At 46.9% G+C, this 19395-nt stretch carries 19 protein-coding genes; 8 read left to right on the forward strand and 11 right to left on the reverse strand.

All coding sequences use genetic code 11. The features are described 5' to 3' along the window. Nucleotides 1–9 precede the first annotated feature (9 nt). The 4 genes from ACYVSB_RS01520 to ACYVSB_RS01535 are packed head-to-tail and all read right to left on the reverse strand — an operon-like array spanning nt 10 to nt 2913. A complete protein-coding gene (locus ACYVSB_RS01520; RefSeq protein WP_461218157.1) occupies nt 10–666 on the reverse strand; it encodes an amino acid ABC transporter permease in 657 nt (218 codons plus the stop codon). 14 nt (nt 667–680) lie between these two features. Then, nucleotides 681–1337 carry an amino acid ABC transporter permease gene (locus ACYVSB_RS01525; protein WP_125599757.1) on the reverse strand — a complete coding sequence of 219 codons (657 nt, stop codon included), beginning with the start codon at nt 1335–1337 and terminating at the stop codon, nt 681–683. Beyond that, entirely contained in the window at nt 1334–2161 is an 828-nt protein-coding gene (locus tag ACYVSB_RS01530) for a transporter substrate-binding domain-containing protein (protein WP_461218158.1), read from the reverse strand. The genes ACYVSB_RS01525 and ACYVSB_RS01530 overlap by 4 nt, the downstream gene beginning before the upstream one ends. An 11-nt stretch (nt 2162–2172) precedes the next feature. Beyond that, the gene (locus ACYVSB_RS01535) at nt 2173–2913 is read right to left on the reverse strand and encodes an amino acid ABC transporter ATP-binding protein (protein WP_125599751.1); all 741 of its coding nucleotides are present in this window, start codon (nt 2911–2913) and stop codon (nt 2173–2175) included. 484 nt (nt 2914–3397) lie between these two features. Between ACYVSB_RS01535 and ACYVSB_RS01540 the strand changes: the two genes are divergently transcribed. The 3 genes from ACYVSB_RS01540 to ACYVSB_RS01550 all read left to right on the forward strand — a co-directional run bounded on the left by ACYVSB_RS01540 (nt 3398) and on the right by ACYVSB_RS01550 (nt 5818). Continuing rightward, entirely contained in the window at nt 3398–3523 is a 126-nt protein-coding gene (locus ACYVSB_RS01540; RefSeq protein ID WP_263853211.1) for a hypothetical protein, read from the forward strand. 301 nt (nt 3524–3824) lie between these two features. Next, nucleotides 3825–4160, forward strand: a complete 336-nt coding sequence (locus ACYVSB_RS01545; protein ID WP_461218159.1) for a hypothetical protein — start codon at nt 3825–3827, stop codon at nt 4158–4160. A 14-nt stretch (nt 4161–4174) separates the two neighbouring features. Beyond that, a complete protein-coding gene (locus tag ACYVSB_RS01550; RefSeq protein WP_125599745.1) occupies nt 4175–5818 on the forward strand; it encodes a peptide ABC transporter substrate-binding protein in 1644 nt (547 codons plus the stop codon). Nucleotides 5819–6291: 473 nt separating this feature from the next. On the opposite strand, the gene ACYVSB_RS01555 is transcribed toward ACYVSB_RS01550, so the two are convergent. The 3 genes from ACYVSB_RS01555 to ACYVSB_RS01565 form a co-directional block, all read right to left on the reverse strand. Continuing rightward, nucleotides 6292–6696 (reverse strand): hypothetical protein, encoded by a 405-nt coding sequence (locus ACYVSB_RS01555; RefSeq protein ID WP_461218160.1) that lies wholly within the window; start codon nt 6694–6696, stop codon nt 6292–6294. A gap of 10 nt (nt 6697–6706) precedes the next feature. Next, entirely contained in the window at nt 6707–8866 is a 2160-nt protein-coding gene (locus ACYVSB_RS01560; protein WP_461218161.1) for an ABC transporter ATP-binding protein/permease, read from the reverse strand. A 512-nt stretch (nt 8867–9378) separates the two neighbouring features. Then, complete coding sequence (locus ACYVSB_RS01565; protein ID WP_461218162.1) at nt 9379–9786, reverse strand: hypothetical protein; 408 nt, start codon at nt 9784–9786, stop codon at nt 9379–9381. A 996-nt stretch (nt 9787–10782) separates the two neighbouring features. On the opposite strand from ACYVSB_RS01565, the gene ACYVSB_RS01570 reads away from it, so the two are divergent. The 5 genes from ACYVSB_RS01570 (at nt 10783) to ACYVSB_RS01590 (ending at nt 16953) form a co-directional block, all read left to right on the forward strand. After that, complete coding sequence (locus ACYVSB_RS01570; protein WP_461218163.1) at nt 10783–12444, forward strand: peptide ABC transporter substrate-binding protein; 1662 nt, start codon at nt 10783–10785, stop codon at nt 12442–12444. Nucleotides 12445–12924: 480 nt separating this feature from the next. Continuing rightward, a complete protein-coding gene (opp3b, locus tag ACYVSB_RS01575) occupies nt 12925–13863 on the forward strand; it encodes an oligopeptide ABC transporter permease (RefSeq protein ID WP_125599741.1) in 939 nt (312 codons plus the stop codon). Then, nucleotides 13863–14894: an ABC transporter permease gene (locus ACYVSB_RS01580; protein ID WP_125599738.1), complete on the forward strand. Its 1032-nt coding sequence runs from the start codon at nt 13863–13865 to the stop codon at nt 14892–14894. Before opp3b ends, ACYVSB_RS01580 begins: the two co-directional genes overlap by 1 nt. A gap of 12 nt (nt 14895–14906) precedes the next feature. Further along, nucleotides 14907–15998: an ABC transporter ATP-binding protein gene (locus tag ACYVSB_RS01585; protein ID WP_461218164.1), complete on the forward strand. Its 1092-nt coding sequence runs from the start codon at nt 14907–14909 to the stop codon at nt 15996–15998. Further along, nucleotides 15988–16953, forward strand: a complete 966-nt coding sequence (locus ACYVSB_RS01590) for an ABC transporter ATP-binding protein (protein WP_461218165.1) — start codon at nt 15988–15990, stop codon at nt 16951–16953. Before ACYVSB_RS01585 ends, ACYVSB_RS01590 begins: the two co-directional genes overlap by 11 nt. Nucleotides 16954–16976: 23 nt before the next feature. Here the strand turns inward: ACYVSB_RS01590 and ACYVSB_RS01595 are convergent, their stop codons facing one another. The 4 genes from ACYVSB_RS01595 to ACYVSB_RS01610 all read right to left on the reverse strand — a co-directional run bounded on the left by ACYVSB_RS01595 (nt 16977) and on the right by ACYVSB_RS01610 (nt 19303). Then, nucleotides 16977–17405, reverse strand: coding sequence for a hypothetical protein (locus ACYVSB_RS01595; protein ID WP_461218166.1), 429 nt, complete (start codon nt 17403–17405; stop codon nt 16977–16979). Between the two features lie 197 nt (nt 17406–17602). After that, nucleotides 17603–17932: a hypothetical protein gene (locus ACYVSB_RS01600; RefSeq protein WP_461218167.1), complete on the reverse strand. Its 330-nt coding sequence runs from the start codon at nt 17930–17932 to the stop codon at nt 17603–17605. A 445-nt stretch (nt 17933–18377) separates the two neighbouring features. Beyond that, on the reverse strand, nt 18378–18656 hold the full coding sequence (locus tag ACYVSB_RS01605; RefSeq protein ID WP_125599726.1) for a hypothetical protein: 279 nt from the start codon (nt 18654–18656) through the stop codon (nt 18378–18380). Nucleotides 18657–18811: 155 nt separating this feature from the next. Next, nucleotides 18812–19303, reverse strand: coding sequence for a hypothetical protein (locus ACYVSB_RS01610; protein WP_125599722.1), 492 nt, complete (start codon nt 19301–19303; stop codon nt 18812–18814). Nucleotides 19304–19395: the final 92 nt, after the last annotated feature.

Genomic DNA, 19395 nt, shown 5'->3' on the forward strand with positions numbered 1-19395 from the left:
CCGGCCCACTTACTTCAGCCGCTTGGCCAACGCCCGCGACAAACGGCTGAGTAGGAAACAAATCGCGAAATACAAAACCGCTAAAGCCACAAACATGGGAATCATATAGTTACTATTCTGCCCATAAATAATTTGCGCGTGGTACATCAACTCTGGCAAGAGAATGATCGTCGCTAATGAGGAATCCTTGACCAGCGACACGAACTGGCTCACGATTGGCGGAACCATGCGGCGGAGCGCTTGGGGCAAAATAATGTACCACATCGCCTGTAGATAGGTCATCCCGTTGCTCCGGGCGGCTTCCATTTGGCCATGATCAACAGAAGCGATCCCGCTGCGAATGATCTCCGCCAGCATCGCCGATTCAAAGACGGTCAAGGCCACAATCGCCGCGGTCACGGTGTTTAACCGAATTCCTAACGTGCTGGGCAGCCCGAAGTACATGAAGAAGATAATCAACAGCAACGGCAGATTGCGAATCAGGTCAATGATAAAGCCGACGATCATCGACAAGTATTTAACTTTGACATAGCGAACAAAACCAAGGATCGCGCCAATAATGAAGCTCAACACCACCGAGATCACGGAGACATAAATGGTGACCCACAAGCCTTCGAAGAGGAAGCGCAGGTTGAGCAGACTGTAAGCGTCAATAAAATTTTGCATCAACAAGTCCTCCCTTAATCATTGGCAGGCTGTTTTGCCCACCGTTTTTCCAAATAGCGCATCAAGTAGCTTAACGGCATGGTCATCAACAGGTAGAGCAGTCCCACCGCCAAATAGGTATCCGTGGTTTTCAAGGTTGAGGACACGATCAAGTTGGCCTGATACATCAAATCAAAGCCTGCCAAAAAGGCTAAGACGGACGAGTTCTTGACCAGGTTGACGAATTGGTTGCCCAAAGGTGGGATCACGATTTTAATTGCTTGAGGCAACACAATATACCCCATCGCCTGTAAGTAGGTCATGCCATTACTCCGAGCGGCCTCCATTTGCCCAATATCCACGCTTTCGATCCCGGCGCGAACCGTTTCGGCAATAAACGCCGAGGTGTAAATGGTCAGCCCAATGGTGCCGGCGGTGAAGCCATCGATCTGCACCACAAATTGTGGGATCACAATGTAGAAGAACAGCGCCACTACCAGCAAAGGAATGTTGCGGAAAATTTCAACGTAAATGTTGCCGATCACCCGCAATGGTTTCAGCGGACTGATCACAAATAGCGCGAAAATCACGCCAATGATCAAGCTGCCTAACAACGCTAACAAGCTGGCGGATAAGGTGATGCGCAGTCCAGCGACTAAATCAGCCCAATGATCTGTTAAAATCGTTATCATTTCACCACACCTCCATCAAATCCGTCGATCTTGCCAAACCATTTTTTCACGATTTTCGCGTAGGTGCCATCGGCTTCGATGGTTTGCAACGCCTGATCAACCGCCTGGCGGAACTTCTCTTGGCCCAAATTAATGCCCAAGCCATAAGGTTCCTTGGTAAAAGTCCCACCGACGATTTCATAATCCGAATCATCCGCGGCCAGACCGTAAAGAATCGCGTTATCACTGGTCATGGCATCACCTTGACCCGATTTCAAAGCGGCAAAGGCCTGCGCGGCATCAGGCAATTGCAAAATCTTCGCTTCCGGCGCGGCTTTTTTAACGTTCTCCACCGAGTTGGAGCCTTGCAGCCCAATAACCTTGGTGCCCTTAGTCAGATCTTTAACGCTTTTGATCTGACTGCCCTTCTTGACCATCAGCGCCTGGCCGGCATTGAAGTAAACTTCTGAAAAGAGCACTTCTTTCTTACGTTCAGGGGTGATCGTCAAGGTTGAGGCCAAGGCGTCCACGTTGCCGTTCTTCAGTAAAGACATCCGCGTATTGGACGTCACCGGGACAATATTGACCTGGACTTGGTCGCCGAAGATCTCCTTAGAAACCGCCGTGGCGATATCCACATCAAACCCCTCGACTTTACCGGTTTTGATGCTCATCAACCCAAACAAACGGGTATCACTTTTAACGCCCCAAGAAATTTCATTACTGGCTTTGACCCGAGTCAGCACATCTTGGCTGGCCAGATCATCACCACAGCCAGCTAAAACCAGCAATAAACTGGCCAAGGTCAACCAAAGGGCGATCAATTTCTTCTTTTTCCGTTGCATCGCTGGCCCTCCTAGCTGTTGTGAATGATTTTACTGAGAAATTCCTGCGCGCGAATATCTTGTGGGTGGGCAAAGAATTCTTTCGGCTCATGACTGTCTTCGCGGATTTGACCATCCGCCATGAAAATCACCCGATTGCCGACCTCGCGCGCGAAGCCCATTTCATGAGTAACCACAATCATCGTCATGCCCTGCTTCGCGACCTTCTTCATCACGTCCAGAACATCGCCGATCATTTCTGGATCCAGCGCCGAAGTTGGTTCATCAAACAGCAAGGCCTTAGGTTTCATCGCCAATGAACGCGCGATGGCGATCCGCTGCTTCTGCCCCCCAGAGAGCATACTCGGCAACTTTTGCGCCTGGTCTTCCAAGCCAACCAGCTTCAACAACTGCATGGCCTCCGCTTCCGCCTCGGTCTTTGAATGTTTCAAGACCTTCTCCGGTCCGAGCGTGATGTTTTGCAAAACCGTTTTGTTGGCATACAAATTAAAGTGCTGGAAAACCATTCCGACATTCTTGCGAATCTTATTCATATTGGTCTTGCGATCAGCCAAGTCGAAATCATCGACGATCAGCTGCCCCCCAGAAACCAGCTCTAACCCATTGATTGTCCGTAATAACGTGCTTTTACCGGAACCCGAGGGACCGATGATCGTCACGATTTCGCCCCGCTCGATCGTTAAATTAATAGCTTTCAACGCCTGAAATTTCCCGTAATATTTCTCAACGTTGTGGAATTCGATCATTGACATAAAATTACCTCCAAATTCTCATAAAGATCAGTGAATGTTCGCTAGCGCCTGAACATTATTTATATGTGACCCATGATACTAAAAAATACTGCTCTTTTTATCTTAATTGAAGCAGACCAACTCTTGCAAGAAAAAAATCACAGTACTGATTAAAATTTTTCGATTTTGCTTGTTTCCAAATGATTATGAATAGTCTAATCATAGCACAACAGCAAGGATAATGAGTACTTATTTTTTATTTTTCTCTCCCGCAGAATTCATTTTTTATGTTAAATAAAATTCACCGGCGTTATAAAAAGCGAATCATCCGCATTAAGACCTTATTAAGCTTTAATAATCTCAAGATCCGCGGCCTTCTCGCAACCAGGCAATCCGAACATTGACTCCGAGTTTGTGAAGATTGGTCGAGTGTTGACAAGAGTTGCGCTTGATTGCAGGTGTAGGTGGGTTTGGGTGGTGACGCAACCGCCTCAGGACGTTTGTCGTGGCTGGAACGCGGTGGGCATCGTTTGAAGCCAATCCGCAAGCCCAGCGGCTTGTCTTCAAATCGAGCCTTATTCTAAGCGATAAATCGCTAAGAATAATCTCACCGCTGAGCCACACGTCCTGAGGCGGTTGCTAGGCAGAATTGAGCCTATCTGTAATCGAGGCGAAGGATTTGACGAAGTGTTTTTGCGAGCTAGCGGTCAAACCAACTCCCATTTCGGGTGGTACGGCAATGCCAACTAATTTGGATCAGAAGGTCGGGATATTTTGCATAGGCTGAAAATCTCTACTAGTTTTCGTAACAATCCGTTTGGGGGGGGAAACGACCAATTCAGCTGACTCATCAAGAACTTGCCTCAATTTATCCGACAGACTGCTCTGGTGTCGCCAATTTAAAGCTGGTAACCACTAACCACGGTCGTCAATTGCGTGGCTCCCCATCAATTGACGATAGCTCGCAAAATGGCGTGAACGCTCAACCGGCTGTTAAAACGTTGAGCGGCTGGAGCGGAGAAATTCGGGGTGAGATCGCCGTGAAATTGGTCTTAGTGGCTATGCCACTTAGACCAAGGCCTGATTTTGAGACAAGCCGCGGTCTTTGCGGATTGGCTCAAAACAGCGCCCACAGCGAGCTCACCCCGAATTTCGCAGCGCAAGCTGCGGCCAAGCTACTTTTTGTCAAAGCACGCATGTGGACTATCCACCAACGATTTACAAACACCGTGAAAACAGGTAAAATTGCAAGTGTTACATCGCATTAAGGAGGAAACTGAATATGAAGTTAACAAATTGGGCTAAAGTGGGGCTGACCTCCCTCGTGGCCTTAACTTTGCTGACCGCTTGTGGCGGCAATAGCAAAAAGAGCAGTACGGGCAAGAGTGAACAGGTCTTCACCCGAATGGAGGGTGACGTGATTGGCGGCATGGACTCCGCCGCTGTCACCGATTCGATCTCGGGACAAGCATTAGTTGACACGATGGATGGGCTCTATCGTTACAACGGCGCCAAACTAGAACCGGCCGTGGCAACCAAGGTGGTCAAGCCGACCAACGATGGCAAGACCTACACCTTCGACCTGCGCAAGAACGCGAAATGGAGCAACGGCGATCCTGTCCAAGCTCAAGATTTTGTCTATGGTTGGAAACGGGCCGTTGATCCCGCGACTAAATCACAGTATGCCTACCTGTTCGCTGGCGTCAAGAATGCGGACGCCATTATGAAAGGTAGCGAGAAGCCTGAGAATTTAGGGATCACCGCTGTCGATGCCCACACCTTAAAGGTTGATCTAGACTACGCTATTCCTTATATGGATGGCCTGCTGACCAACCCCGTCTTTTTCCCACAAAACGAAAAAGCCGTTAAGAAATATGGCAGCGAATATGGCACCGCCTATAATAAAGTTGTTTATAATGGTCCTTTCAAACTGACTAAATGGACCGGAACGAACTTAAGTTGGAGCGAAGTCAAAAACAAGAGTTACTGGAACGCGAAAGCCGTGAAGTTAGACCGGATCGACGTGCAAGTCGTCAAGGAGCCTTCCACCGCCTTGAACCTCTTCCAGAGCGGTAAATTGGACGACGCTATTTTAAGTGGCGAGTCCGCGCGGCAAATGAAGCAGGACCCATCCTTCAAGGCGCAACCGCAAGCCTCAACGTTCTACTTAGAATTGAACCAAAAGAAAGTGGCCGCTTTCCGTAACAAGAATATTCGGCTGGCCATGTCTAAAGCCATCAATCGGAAAGAATTTGTCACCCAAGTTCTGGGTAACTCTTCACTGGTGGCCCACACAGCTGTACCACAGAATCTGGCGCAAATGCCTGACGGGACCGATTTCGCAAAAGCGGCGACTAAGGGTCATGACTACCCAACAACTTTCGACAAGAAAGAAGCCCAAAAGCTTTGGAAGCAAGGCTTGAAGGAGCTCGGGATCACCAGTCTTAACGTTGATTTCTTGACTGACGACTCAGAAAACGCTAAGAAGTCCTCTGAATACTTCCAAAGTCAATTGGAAAGTGTGCTGCCCGGCCTGAAAATGAAGATCACCTCATTGCCGTTCAAATCGCGGCTAACGCGCTCTGAAAGTGGCGACTTCGATATTTGTATCACGCTTTGGGGCGCTGACTTCCCTGATCCGATCACGTATCTGGATCTTTTCACCACCGGCAACCAAAGCAACAATGGTAAATGGTCCAACGCAGACTACGACAAATTGATCCAAGCTAGCAAGACCACCGATGTAACCGACGAAAAGAAGCGGTTCAATGATCTATTGCAAGCCCAGAACATTCTGACAGATGAGGCCGGGATCATTCCGGTTTATCAGACTGCCCAAGCTCACTTGGTCAACCCCAATGTCAAAGATGTCGCTTACTCACCATCAAACCAATACAATTTCGTCCACACCTATATCGCCAAATAATCGCAATTCAAGCAGATCTGCGAATGTAACAGACCCAGTTAGCACCGTGGTAAAAAAGCCGCGGTGCTTTTTTGGACGAAAAAAAGACAGCAATTTATTGAGGTCGTGCAAATGAGTGTCTCCAGCTACCGAGATTACTTCAAAAAAGCTGTGTTAAAGCACGCGATACCCAGTTTTTATAAAGCAGTTACTGATGTCCCGCCGAAGTTTAAAGGGTGCTTATGTCTTAACGACCATGCCAGGATTTGGCGCCAGGCCAAGATGTCGGTTTTCGCCAGATATAGCAGAAAAGAAGATTGGGCTGTCCGGAGTAGTCTTGACAGCTTGATCTTCTTTTAAATTTGACACTATTTAAAGCCGCATTGGACTCTGCTTATCCTGCTAATATCGCGGCCACCGTAAAAGTACTCGCGCTTCGATCCCAAATTTTGATTCCAAATTCCAATCCCAAACCCAAATTCCAATCACGCCACTCAGGATTCAGGTGTTAGCGCCAATTCTTCTGATTCATTCTTTGAAAACTCGATGATTATTTTCTTGATCTCGCTTGCTTTTACTTTTGAGCCACTCGGACGTTCGACGAAATCATCACTTTTATTTTTATAGCTTAAAACGATATTGTTCTTCGCGGAGAATTCCCAGAAGAAACGACCGCTTTGGTAAATTAAATAGTTATCTGAATCGTCGGTCGCCGTTGTTAAATAAACAAATTTTTTCTTTGGCTTAATCACAATTTCTGTTTCATCTTCCTTTTGGACAACACTGATAGTCACATCATTACGGTTAGCCACGGATAGCTTGGTTGTCTTCTGGGCATAGAGGACAAACACGGCAATTAAAGCAATGATCGTGGTAATAATGATAATTGTTTTTTTCATTTTCATTCCTCTACTTAAGACTTTCGATTAATTTGTTTTTCTTAATACTGGCCGTTCCCCAAACAACTGACACAAGTGTGGCGAGAATAATAATAATTAGCATAAGCAACTGGTTTGACCCCGAGAAGAGGTTGATGAAAAAGCGACGATATGAAAGATGATCCAAAATAAAATATCGCGCTAATGCTAGAATTCCGATAGAACCAAGGTAAATGACGATGAATTGGGTGAATATTTCCATCGATAGAATTGATTTGACGTTACTTTTTGAATAGCCCAGACTAAATAAAATCGCCAACTCTTTCTTCTTATGCGAAATCGTCTGTTTATTCAATAAAACGAAGATGACCGTTAACAACACAGCAACAACCGAAACGCCCAAAACTAAGGACAGGACTAGCTTGCGGTAGATAGCGGAAAAGTCACCATTCTTTAACGCGTAACGCGACTTTTGTTGGTAATACGGAAACATTTTCTCTAATTGTTTGGATATTGTCGCAACATCACTTTTATTGTTGGCAACAACTAGCAGACCAGGCTTACCAACTCCAACACTTTTGCGATATTGTTGATAAGAGCCAATAATCTGCTGCGAGTAATTCTTGGTGGCCTCATTAACAGAGAATGACGTCTTATAGTTCTTATATGATTCTTTTGATTTCATCGCGGTGAGATCTGTGAGGTCATGAAACTTTGTATAAAAAGCGAATACATTAGTGCCGCCAAATTTGGTCGCTGGCCTAAGATCATTTTGATAATCCGTTACATACGTGCCCGAAACATGATACTTTTTTTCGCGAAAGTCGTCATGTTCCGTTCTGATTTTCAGAGAAATATTTTTCGTATTTTGCTTTTTCTGAGTGAGGTAAATTTTATAAAAGTCAGGAATCAGCACATCGTCATTCTTGCTAGGAAACTCACCTTCACTAAGTTGGATTTCTTGAGGATTATAGTCCTTTAAATCCTGCGCTGGTAGCATGATACTTTGAAAGACGATCGGCGTTTGCTCAGGAACAGAACCGTAGCTACGATAGGATTTGAAAATTTCAGGCAGGTCTTTCTTTTCCAGTCGCTCTTGTAACTCATTGTCAGAACGGTCCAAGATGGAAATGGTTGTATCAAAGGCCAATACTTTCTTTACTTGGGCAATTGTCTTGACGTCCTTTAAATCCTGTTTTGAGAAATAGATTCGGGCGCCATCTGTGCTGGATTCAATGTGCTGTTTACTTAGTTTCTTCTGATATGGCTCCTTAAGCGTCTGTGAATCTAAATAAATGACATTGTCGGGTAATCCTTTAAAAATATCGGTTAAACTATCTAATGACACCTGTTTGTAGGCCGATAAAACCAGCATAAAGACAGCCAAAATAAGCACCATCGGGAGACTGATCAGGATAAATTCTTTGAGGTTGTGCAGAACATCTAGTCGCGAATAATTCCCCAGAGTCAGCAGCGATTTCTTTGTTTTCTTCAGAATCGGCTTTGAATGATCTTCATTGGCCGGGGTCCCACTTGTGGCCTGCTGCTCCAAATCGAGCTTTCCTTCTGTCAGGCGGTAGATATTATCCGCAAATGGTAGAACACGATCATCATGGGAAATAATCACGATACTGATCCCAGTCTGTTTGATTTTTTCGAGATAGACTAATAACTCTTCTGTATGTGTCTTATCGAGGTTCCCGGTTGGTTCATCCATCAAAATAACGCTAGGCTCATTGAGTAAAGCTCTAGCCACCGCGACTCTTTGTTTCTGTCCGCCGCTGATGTTGCGAACTTGAGTGTTGCTGATATCTTCCAAACCAAGCAATTTCATTAGCTTGGTGAAGCGTGGCAGAAAATCTTGGTCGCTATTATTTGAAAAGGATAAGTTCTCCCGCACAGTAAAGCTTTCCAGTAGTTTAAAGTCTTGGTAAACGATTTGGATTTGCTGGCGTCGCAAATCGTCCCATTCACGATCAGAATATTTACGTGCGTCTTTCTGATCGATCAAATATTTTCCTTCGTAATCTTGGTCAATTCCGAAAAGAATATTTAGTAGGGTTGATTTCCCTTCCCCGCTTTTTCCGACGATTGCGGTAATTTTACCATTTAAATCGAATTTTTGGTTCAAGTTGCTCAAGACAACTTTCTCGCCATATCTTTTGGTTAATCCTACCAGCTCTAGTTCCATCTCTAACTGCTCCCCACTTCCATTTGTAATAAAAAACCCGAAAAAATGGTAGTTTCCGCCCGATTTACAGTCATTTCTTCGGAGATGCCACTCATATCTTTGCCGGTGACCGAGTTCCAATTCCCAGATGTAGCCTGAACACCTGCTGGCGTCATAAATACGAGTAATGCCGATGCCAGTATTGTGACGCCCATTGCTTTCCTAACTAAACTTTTTGCAGTTGATAGTCACTAAATCTGCGCCCCAACGTTTTTTGTGAACGTTTACAATAATAACGATAACATACCCATTTATATTATCAATGTTATTTTCCAATAATAAATAAATGTATCCGAATGATTCATGCGATCGCTTAAGCTCAGCACAAATAGAAAGCCATCATTGCAATTATTTCGTAATCCGGGGAAAACAGAGTGCAGGACATAACGGATTAGCTCCTGAACATTAGCCTAACAAAAGTAGCTTGGCCGCAGCTTACGCTGCGAAATTTGGGGGTGAGCTCGCTGTGGGCGCTATCCCCGAATTTCTCCGCTCCAGCCGCTCAACGTTATAACAGCCGTTTGAGCACTCACGTCAATTGACAAGCTATGGCCAATTGATTGGGAACCACGGAATTGACGACCGTGGTTAGTGGTTGCAATCTTTAAATTGGTGACACCAAAAAGTCTGCTTGATGAACTAAGGCAAGTCTGGTTGAATCCGTTGGCACTGCCGGACCACTTTAAAAGTGGGTAATCGTTTGACCATCGCACTTGCAAAAGCAATTCGTCTAATCCATCAACTTGATGGCTGATAGGCTCAATTCTGCCTAGCAACCGGCTGGGACTGCGCGGCTCAGTGGTGAAATTGTCCTTGGCGGCTTTGCCGCTTAGGACAAGGCTCGATTTGAAGCCAATTCCTGCTTTTGGAATTGGCTTCAAACGATGCCCACCACGTTCCAGTCCGCATCAGCAGTCCCAGCCGGTTGCGTCCCCATCCAAACCCAGCAAACCTGCAATCAAGCACAGACTGCTGGAATCCGTTGGCATTACCGTCCCACCTTAAAAGTGCGCAATTTCCTGACCACCGCGTTCGAAACAGTGTGAACCGACCCGGGTAGCGCTTGAGCATTAACCTAGCCAAGATTTTAGAAGTGGGTTTCACTTTCGGAACAATTACGAAGCTAAGCAGAGGGATCAGGGGGTGGCGAACACGTTTAAAACTGGAACGAAACTAGTGGTCGCATCAACCGCAGTGCCAGCTAGTAACAAATGGCTAATTAATGTTGCGGCCTAATTTCTTCTCATAATAGAATTCGTTAGTTTTGTGAAAAGGATGAATTCAGGTGCTTCATTTATCCAAACGTGCGCCACCAAGCCATTTGTTAAAATTAAGAAAATATGAAAATGCTATTTACTTTTTAATCAAAGCGGGGTATTATAAAAACACGTAATCAATTTCCTGATTACGCTTTAAGCCTTGGACGTTTAAATGAGAGCCCATTTCATTTTGTTGAAGTGCTTAAAAAAAGGGTGTGCGTTACCGCTGATTTAAACCACATCTTTCGTTATCCGTTTTCTCCTTATTTTTGATAAATAATTATTTTTATAATTATTTATATCTCCTTAATGCTGAAAGGAAATCCCGAGTATGGTCATGCTCGGGGTTTCTTTTTGTTTTCTCAGAAAGAAACTGCTATTTTGCGTCATAATCAGGTGATTCTACCGTAAATAAAAAGATAAATGAGATATTTTTGAAGTTTATTATTTACTTTTTAATCTCGATGTTGTATGATATTGCCTAATCACATTAGTTCAGCGTGATAAATCAGGCTTGGCAAGGTAAATGTCCAATAAACAGATGAGAGAATGATAATAGCCTGGACAACTATTCTTCTTTCTCTCAGATTCGAAGTACTATTTACAGGAGGAATCATGATGAAGTGGCAAAAATTAGCAAAATTAACAACCGTGGCCCTGGCTGCGGCAACCATTCTGGCTGCCTGTGGATCGAACAATTCCGGCTCAGGTAGCTCATCAACAAGTAGTTCCGCCGCCAAACAAGTTTTGACGCGGATGGAAGGCGATGTCATCAGTACGATGGACACGTCAGTCATGACAGACGCGATTTCCGGACAGGCAGCGGTCGATACGATGGATGGTCTCTATCGTTATAACGGTGCCACGTTGGAACCGGCGATCGCGACCAAGATCGTTGAGCCCACCAATGAAGGCAAGACTTACACGTACAAATTGCGGAAGGATGCCAAGTGGAGCAATGGCGACGCGGTCACCGCGGAGAACTTCGTCTACGCTTGGCAGCGAACCGTTGATCCCGCGACCAAGTCACAATACGCTTATCTGTATTCGGGTATCAAAAACGCCGACGATATCATGAACGGCAAGAAGGAAGCCAGCACCTTGGGCGTCAGCGCCAAGGATAGTCACACGCTGGTAGTCGAATTGGAACACGCTATTCCTTATTTCAAGACGATGGTCGTGAACCCAGCCTTCTTCCCACAAAATCAAGAGGTTGTTGAGAAGTACGGTGATAAATATGGTACTTCTTCCGATAAGGCAGTTTACAATGGCCCATTCAAGTTGACTAAGTGGACTGGAACCAATAACAGTTGGAGTGAAGTGCGGAACAAGAGCTATTGGAACGCGAAAGCTGTTAAATTGGATGAAGTTAAAGTCCAAGTTGTCAAAGACAGCTCAACCGCTTTGAACTTGTTCCAAAGTGGCAAGATGGATGACGTCACCATCAGCGGCGAAACCGCGCAACAAATGAAGAACGATCCAAGTTACAAGCCATTGGCGCAAGCGACCGTCTTCTACCTCGAACTCAACGAGAAGAAAGTTCCCGCCTTCAAGAACGAAAAAGTGCGGCAAGCTATTTCCAAAGCAATCAATCGTAAGGAATTCGTCAATAACGTTTTAGGTGATTCTTCGATTCCTGCCGCTAACCTTACGCCGCAGAATTTGGCCCAAACGCCAGACGGCACTGACTTCTCGAAAGCAGCCGCCAAAAACGCCGGCAACTCAACGAAGTATGACGCCGCCGAAGCCAAGAAGCTTTGGACAGAAGGCTTGAAAGAAGCCGGTGTGTCAAGCTTGAACTTGGAATACCTAACCGATGATTCTGAAGGCGCTAAGAAATCCGCTGAATATTTCCAAAGTCAATTAGAGAAGAATCTCCCTGGCTTGAAGCTGACGATCTCCACCGTGCCATTCAAGAGCCGCTTGACCCGTTCTGAAAACGGCGATTTCGACATTGTCATGACCGCTTGGGGCGCTGACTTCCCAGACCCAATCACCTTCCTCGACTTGTTTACCAGCGACAACTCATACAACAATGGTAAATGGAACAGCCCTGAATATGATCAGCTGATCCAAGCTAGCAAAACCACTGATGTCACTGACGAAGACGCTCGTGCCCAAGATCTGTTGAAAGCACAAGAGATCTTGACGAAAGAACAAGGGATCGTTCCAATTTATCAACGTGCTCAAGGCCACCTGATCAACTCAAAGATCAAGAACTTGGCGTACTCGCCAGCAAATATGTACAACTTCGTACACACCTATATTGCTGGCAAGTAACAAGCAAAGCATTTTTGCTTCAGGAGCTGACTTCCCAATTAGTTCCTAAACCTCTCCTAAACCGCAAGCTGGACACCGCCAGTTTGCGGTTTTGTTTTAAAAGTTGGCGCGTAGTTCGTCCGCCAGCGCCACCGCTGACAAGCACGGCCAACGACGCGAAGTTGCCTTTCTTTCTACCTATATAAGAGGTGGAGACTTTTGCGGCAACCCCGGGGGCGGCCAACGCGTTGGTGGAGCGGGCTTTATTTTCACACCGATCAGGCGTCAAAATGGCGGTTCTCATTATTCACTTAGTCTGGCGCGCTCATTTAAACTTTGTCACAGCACAACTTCGTCCAATCAATCCGAAATCAGATGAGAAATTAATTAAAAACTCAATTTACAATTTGATCGTTTTACTGTAAGATAGGAACATGCGAATTAAGTAGCAGGTGATTCGGCGATCATTTTATTTATTGAGGCATATAGGGAGTGTAAAACATGAGGAAATATATTTTCAAACGTATCATGTACATGATCTTGACCCTGTTTATCATTGCGACGGCAACTTTCTTTCTAATGAAGTTGATGCCGGGCTCGCCTTACGCGAACCAAGCAAAAATGACGGCAGAGCAACGGGCGATCATGGATGCGCAATATGGGCTGAATAAACCCGTTTACCAGCAATATTTCATTTATTTGATTGGAATCGTCCAAGGTAACTTTGGGACATCATTCCAATTCAATAACCAACCAGTGTCGTTCTTGATTTCTAGTCGGATCGGGCCTTCCATGCAAATTGGGGCTCAGGCGATTGTTTTGGGTACGGTCTTGGGCATTCTTTTGGGCGCGTTAGCCGCGATCCGGAAGAATACTTGGGTCGATACACTGGCCACCTTTTTCGCGATTTTGGGACGTTCGATCCCGAACTTTGTTTTCGCCGTTTTACTCCAGTTCTACTTAGCATTCAAGCTCAAAATTTTCCCGATCGCTTTGTGGGATGAAGGATTTCGTTCGAGTATTCTACCAACGATTGCTTTGTCAATGGCCCCACTGGCAACAACTGCCCGGTTCATGCGGACAGAAATGGTCGATGTTTTGAACTCGGATTATATTGAATTAGCGCGGGCTAAGGGGAATACCCCTTGGCAAACCGTGGCTAAGCACGCATTACGTAATTCGCTGATTCCTGTTATCACGATCATCGGACCGATGGCGGTCGATCTGATGGTTGGTTCAATGGTCGTCGAGAATATCTTCTCGATTCCTGGTATCGGCGATCAATTCGTCAAATCAATCACAACCAATGACTATCCAACAATCATGGGACTGACCTTGTTGTACTCATTCATGTTGGTTGTTGTGATCCTGATCGTTGATATCCTTTACGGATTCATCGACCCACGAATCAGACTTAGCGGAAACGAGGGCTCTAACTAATGGCTGATAATACTTCTGATATCAAACTAAACGCGGACAGTTTCAAACCTGTCGCGGCCAATAACGTTGACGAACAAGAGAAGATTTCTGCGCCTTCCCTGACCTTCTTCCAAGACGCGATCCGCCGGCTACGGAAAAACAAAGCGGCGGTTTTCTCTTTCTGGTTGTTGGCGATCATTATTTTCATTTCGATCGTCTCGATTTGGTGGACCCCTAGCGATCCCAACGCGCAGCATGTCGCCTACGCGAACTTACCACCGAAAATCGCGAATGGTAACATCCCTGGTTTCACCGGGAAGGCCAATGTCGGCGGCAATATCGTCGATAAATATGCGGCGGCGAAGGTTCCTAAGGGAACTTACTATGTTTTAGGCACCGACTATTTAGGCCGTGATTTGTTCTCGCGGCTAATGAAAGGTGTGGCCTTATCCCTGTTGATCGGTTTACTGGCGACTTTGTTCGACTTGGTGATCGGGGTGCCATACGGAATCATTTCCGGGTGGAAAGGCGGCAAAACCGATACGATCATGCAACGGATCATTGAAATCATTTCTTCGATCCCGAACTTGGTCGTGGTGATCTTGATGTTGCTACTCTTCACACCAGGACTAGGTTCAATCGTAGTCGCCATGGGGATCACTGGCTGGATCACCATGGCCCGGCTAGTCCGGGCAGAAACGTTGACCTTGAAAACCCAGGAATACATTCTGGCGGCGCAAACTTTGGGCGAATCGCCTTTCCGGATTGCCCTAAAGCATCTGATCCCGAATCTATCCTCAACGATCATTATCCAGACGATGTTCTCGATTCCCACGGCAATCTTCTTTGAAGCCTTCTTAAGCTTCATTGGGATCGGGATCCCAGCGCCAAACGCTTCGTTGGGTACCTTATTATCAGATGGGCAAAAGACCTTCCGCTTCTTGCCTTATCAAATGTGGTATCCAGCGGCAGTCATCAGTATCATTATGATTGCTTTCAACTTGTTAGCTGACGGCTTACGTGATGCTTTTGATCCAAAAACACAGGAATAGGAGCGGCACAAGATGGAAAAAATTCTAGAAGTGAACGACTTACAAATAGATTTTGATACCTTCGCCGGCTCAGTGAAAGCTATTCGTAACGTCAATTTTCATTTAAACAAAGGCGAAACTTTGGCAATCGTTGGTGAATCCGGTTCTGGCAAATCGGTCACAGTCCGTAGTATCATGGGCTTATTGGCCAACAACGCCAAAATCGCCAGTGGCTCGATCGATTTCAAGGGCCGCGATATTTTGAAATTAAGTAATCGTGAGATCGAAAAGATTCGCGGGAACGATATTTCGATGATTTTCCAAGATCCAATGACCTCGTTAGATCCGACCATGCCGATCGGCAAACAAGTCGCGGAGCCACTGTTGATCCATGGCAATGTGTCGAAGAAGAAGGCGATGGCCCGCGCTGAAGAAGTGCTGGAACTGGTTGGGATCACCAACGCGAAGAATCGGATGAAGGACTATCCGCACCAATTCTCTGGTGGGCAGCGGCAACGGATCGTCATCGCCATCGCCATTGTCAACTACCCAGAGATCCTGATCGCCGATGAACCCACGACCGCTCTGGACGTGACGATCCAAGCGCAGATCATCGACCTGATGAAAGAATTACAAAACAAGATCGAAACATCGATCATCTTCATCACCCATGACCTGGGTGTGGTTGCTGGGATCGCCGATCGGGTCGCGGTCATGTACGCCGGCAAGATCATCGAATATGGTTCCGTTGACGAGATTTTCTACAATCCGCAACATCCTTACACTTGGGGGCTGCTGAATTCTATGCCGACCCTGGATACTGATTCCGATCGTTTATACGCGATTCCCGGGACGCCGCCGAACTTGCTGAACCCACCTAAGGGTGACGCGTTCGCACCACGTAATCCTTATGCGATGCAAATCGACTATCAGGCCATGCCACCTTTCTTTAAGGTCTCTGATACTCATTATGCGGCAACTTGGCTCCTTCATCCCGACGCACCCAAGACCGAACCGCCAGTCGCCATTAGAAAGCGCCAGGAAGAATTCCGACGTTTGGTCGCTGAAGGTAAGATCACTCAACCTGAAAATGACGAAGGAGGCGTGAAGGACGATGCAGAATAATCCGCAACCTAACGAGCGCAAGAAGCTGATTGAGGTCAAGCATCTCAAACAATACTTCAACGCTGGTCGCCGCAATGAAGTCAAAGCCATCGACGATATCAGTTTTGATATTTATGAAGGTGAAACTTTCGGGCTTGTTGGTGAATCCGGCTCCGGCAAAAGCACCACCGGCCGCAGTATCATCCGGCTGTATAATCCAACCAGCGGTGAAATCAAATTCAACGGTACCGACATTAGCAAGATCAAGCATAAAGATATGTTACAATTCCGACGGGAAATGCAAATGATCTTCCAAGATCCTTATGCCTCACTGAACCCACGAATGAAGGTTAAGGACATTATCGCTGAAGGCTTGGACATCCATCATCTGGTCAAAACCGACGAAGAACGCGATGCGCGCGTCAACGAACTGCTGGATCTCGTTGGTTTAAGCCACGATCACGCCACCCGCTATCCCCACGAGTTCTCCGGTGGACAACGGCAACGGATCGGGATCGCCCGCGCCTTAGCGGTGGAACCACGCTTTATCATCGCTGATGAGCCGATCTCCGCTTTAGACGTGTCGATCCAGGCGCAAGTTGTCAACTTGCTGCGCGACATCCAAAAAGAGCAAAATTTAACTTATCTCTTTATCGCCCATGATTTATCAATGGTTAAATACATCAGTGATCGCATCGCGGTTATGCATAATGGTCGCTTGATGGAGCTTTCCACCGCCAATGAGGTTTACAATCACCCCCTGCATCCGTACACCAAGAGCTTGCTCTCGGCTGTACCTTTGCCTGATCCGTTTTACGAACGGAATCGTCATCGCAAGAACTATGACAATAGTATCGAGAATGATGGCCAGATTCGTTCGTTGCAAGAAATCGTTCCCGGGCACTTTGTCCTCGCTACCGAGGAAGAAGTCGCCGGTTATCAAGCCGCCGCCGAAGAATACAATCTCGGTGAGTAAATTTTGAATGCTTCCCCCGCTCGTCAGAGAACTCCTCTGACGAGCTTTTTTTGTTCAGAGCCAATCTGAGTAGCTCCTGAGCATTTGTTTAGCAAAAGTAGGTTGGCCGCAGCTTGCGCTGCGAAATTCGGGGTGAGCTCGCTGTGGGCGCTGTTTTGAGCCAATCCGCAAAGTGCGCGGCTTGTCTCAAAATCAGGCCTTGGCCTAAGCGGCAGAGCCGCTAAGGCCAATTTCACGGCGATCTCACCCCGAATTTCTCCGCTCCAGCCGCTCAACGTTATAACAGCCGTTTGAGCGCTCACGCCAGTTGGCAAGCTATGGCCAATTGATGAGGAGCCACGCAAATGACGACCGTGGTTAGTGGTTACAAGCTTTGAATTGGTGACACCAGTGCAGTCTGTCTGATGAACTGGGGCAGGTTCTTGAGAATCAACTGAATCAGTCGGTTTCATCGAGGATTATCTAGGGGGCAGGTAAAGATGTTCAACCAACGCAAACTATACCAACCGACGGGGACTGTGCGGCTCTATCCAGAGTGAGAACCGATCCGGGTAGCTCCTGAGCATTTGCCTAGCAAAAGTAGGTTGGCCGCAGCTTGCGCTGCGAAATTCGGGGTGAGCTCGCTGTGGGCGCTGTTTTGAGCCAATCCTCAAAGTGCGCGGCTTGTCTCAAAATCAGGCCTTGTCCTAAGCGGCAGAGCCGCCAAGGACAATTTCACGGCGATCTCACCCCGAATTTCTCCGCTCCAGCCGCTCAACATTATAATAGACGTTTGAGCACTCACGCCAACTGGCAAGCTATGGCTACTTGATGGGGAGCCACGCAAATGACGACCATGGCTAGTGGTTACAAGCTTTAAATTGGTGACACCAGTGCAGTCTGTCTGATGAACAAACCTAGTTCTCAGTGAATCAACTGAATCGGTCGGTTTCCACCCACAGATTGTTAAGGAAACAGTTGACACGTTCAGCCTACGCAAAGTATTCCGGTCTCCCAATCCGAGTCAGTTGATATTGCCGTACCACCAAAACAGTGGGAATTGTTTGACCTCTAGCTTGCCAAAGCACTTCGTCAGATACCCAACTTCAATTGCAGATCGGCTCAATTCTGCCTAGCAACCGCCTCAGGACGTGTGGCTCTATCTAGAGTGAGAGCGGACCTGGTCAGTTTCTGAGCATTAGCTTAGCAACTATTTTGGAGGCGGGTTTATGCCTCCCGGAATAGTTACGTAGCTAAGCGCAGGGAGCTACGTTTCCAGCCACGACAAACGTCCTGAGGCGGTTGCGTCCCCATCCACCCCCCGCACCTGCAATCAAGCAAAAGATTTAGAACAACCGATCCATCACCCATGGTTTGTTGCGAAAACAAATAGAGATGTTCAGACTACCCAAATATACCGACCACCTAATTCAAATCCGTTGGTGTTACAGTACCACCAAAAAGTGGGCAATTGGTTGACCTCTAGCTTGCAAAAGCACTTCGCCAAATCCTTCGCTTCGATTGCTGATAATCGCAATTCTGCCTAGCAACCGGCTGGGACTGCGCGGCTCAGTGGTGAAATTGTCCTTGGCGGCTTTGCCGCTTAGGACAAGGCTCGATTTGAAGACAAGCCGCTGGGCCTGCGGATTGGCTTCAAACGACGCCCACCACGTTCCAGTCCGCAACAGCAGTCCCAGCCGGTTGCGCTCACGCGCAACACCCACCAAAAGCCTGCAATTAAACACGGATTCAAGAACAGAAAGCAAACAATGCCGACCACGTTTCAGAGTGCGGAACACAACGGGTTTGACTTTGAGCATTAGCCCAGCAACAAAAAAACGCCCCTACCAGGGACGTCTGATTGATGCACATTTTTCAATTAAGCCGCTTGCCACTGGGTCAACGCATCGGCCGCTAGCGCGATACTGATGGCCGCATCCTTCGATAAGTTCTGGCGGACCAGCTCCGTGCTGCTGATGGCCACGACCGCGCCCAACACCTTGAAGCTATACGCGATGATTTGCAGGTCCTTACGCGGCGAGTAGCCTTCGGAATAGCTATCCTCGTGATTATATTCAAACTGGATCTCACCATCGGCTAAGGCGCCGTCAACGTGATTGACCAGCACCCGGTCCTGTAATTTGCTCATGGTGTCGCGCTCACCTGGTAAGGTCAGCTTGTGATCGGAAACCGTCCGATAGTAGGTCTCCTGTGACATGGTCAAATAAGTCGTCACGGGCTGTTCGAAAATATGCAGCGTGTCGATCAGTTGATAAACCTTGTCGGCCTCAAATTTGATTTTTTGCGCCACGATTTCATTAGTATTGGTTTGTAACCAATCAGCGTATTGTTTGATTGCTTCGCGTTCCATCTCTCGTCCTCCTAAAAATATCTATCCGCTTTTCATTTTACTTGTCTAACGGGCAAGAAACAACCCTCAGCCCTGACAAACGTCCTCAGACG

It is taken from the genome of Lapidilactobacillus salsurivasis (assembly GCF_054785215.1).

Excerpts from the sequence above, each read along its gene's own strand:
- ACYVSB_RS01550 (WP_125599745.1), top strand. The coding sequence starts at position 4,175 with ATGAAGTTAACAAATTGGGCTAAAGTGGGGCTGACCTCCCTCGTGGCC.
- ACYVSB_RS01590 (WP_461218165.1), top strand. The coding sequence starts at position 15,988 with ATGCAGAATAATCCGCAACCTAACGAGCGCAAGAAGCTGATTGAGGTC.
- ACYVSB_RS01570 (WP_461218163.1), top strand. The coding sequence starts at position 10,783 with ATGAAGTGGCAAAAATTAGCAAAATTAACAACCGTGGCCCTGGCTGCG.
- ACYVSB_RS01560 (WP_461218161.1), bottom strand. The coding sequence starts at position 8,866 with ATGGAACTAGAGCTGGTAGGATTAACCAAAAGATATGGCGAGAAAGTT.
- ACYVSB_RS01530 (WP_461218158.1), bottom strand. The coding sequence starts at position 2,161 with ATGCAACGGAAAAAGAAGAAATTGATCGCCCTTTGGTTGACCTTGGCC.
- opp3b (WP_125599741.1), top strand. The coding sequence starts at position 12,925 with ATGAGGAAATATATTTTCAAACGTATCATGTACATGATCTTGACCCTG.
- ACYVSB_RS01610 (WP_125599722.1), bottom strand. The coding sequence starts at position 19,303 with ATGGAACGCGAAGCAATCAAACAATACGCTGATTGGTTACAAACCAAT.
- ACYVSB_RS01535 (WP_125599751.1), bottom strand. The coding sequence starts at position 2,913 with ATGTCAATGATCGAATTCCACAACGTTGAGAAATATTACGGGAAATTT.
- ACYVSB_RS01585 (WP_461218164.1), top strand. The coding sequence starts at position 14,907 with ATGGAAAAAATTCTAGAAGTGAACGACTTACAAATAGATTTTGATACC.
- ACYVSB_RS01555 (WP_461218160.1), bottom strand. The coding sequence starts at position 6,696 with ATGAAAAAAACAATTATCATTATTACCACGATCATTGCTTTAATTGCC.
- ACYVSB_RS01580 (WP_125599738.1), top strand. The coding sequence starts at position 13,863 with ATGGCTGATAATACTTCTGATATCAAACTAAACGCGGACAGTTTCAAA.
- ACYVSB_RS01525 (WP_125599757.1), bottom strand. The coding sequence starts at position 1,337 with ATGATAACGATTTTAACAGATCATTGGGCTGATTTAGTCGCTGGACTG.
- ACYVSB_RS01595 (WP_461218166.1), bottom strand. The coding sequence starts at position 17,405 with ATGAAACCGACTGATTCAGTTGATTCTCAAGAACCTGCCCCAGTTCAT.
- ACYVSB_RS01520 (WP_461218157.1), bottom strand. The coding sequence starts at position 666 with ATGCAAAATTTTATTGACGCTTACAGTCTGCTCAACCTGCGCTTCCTC.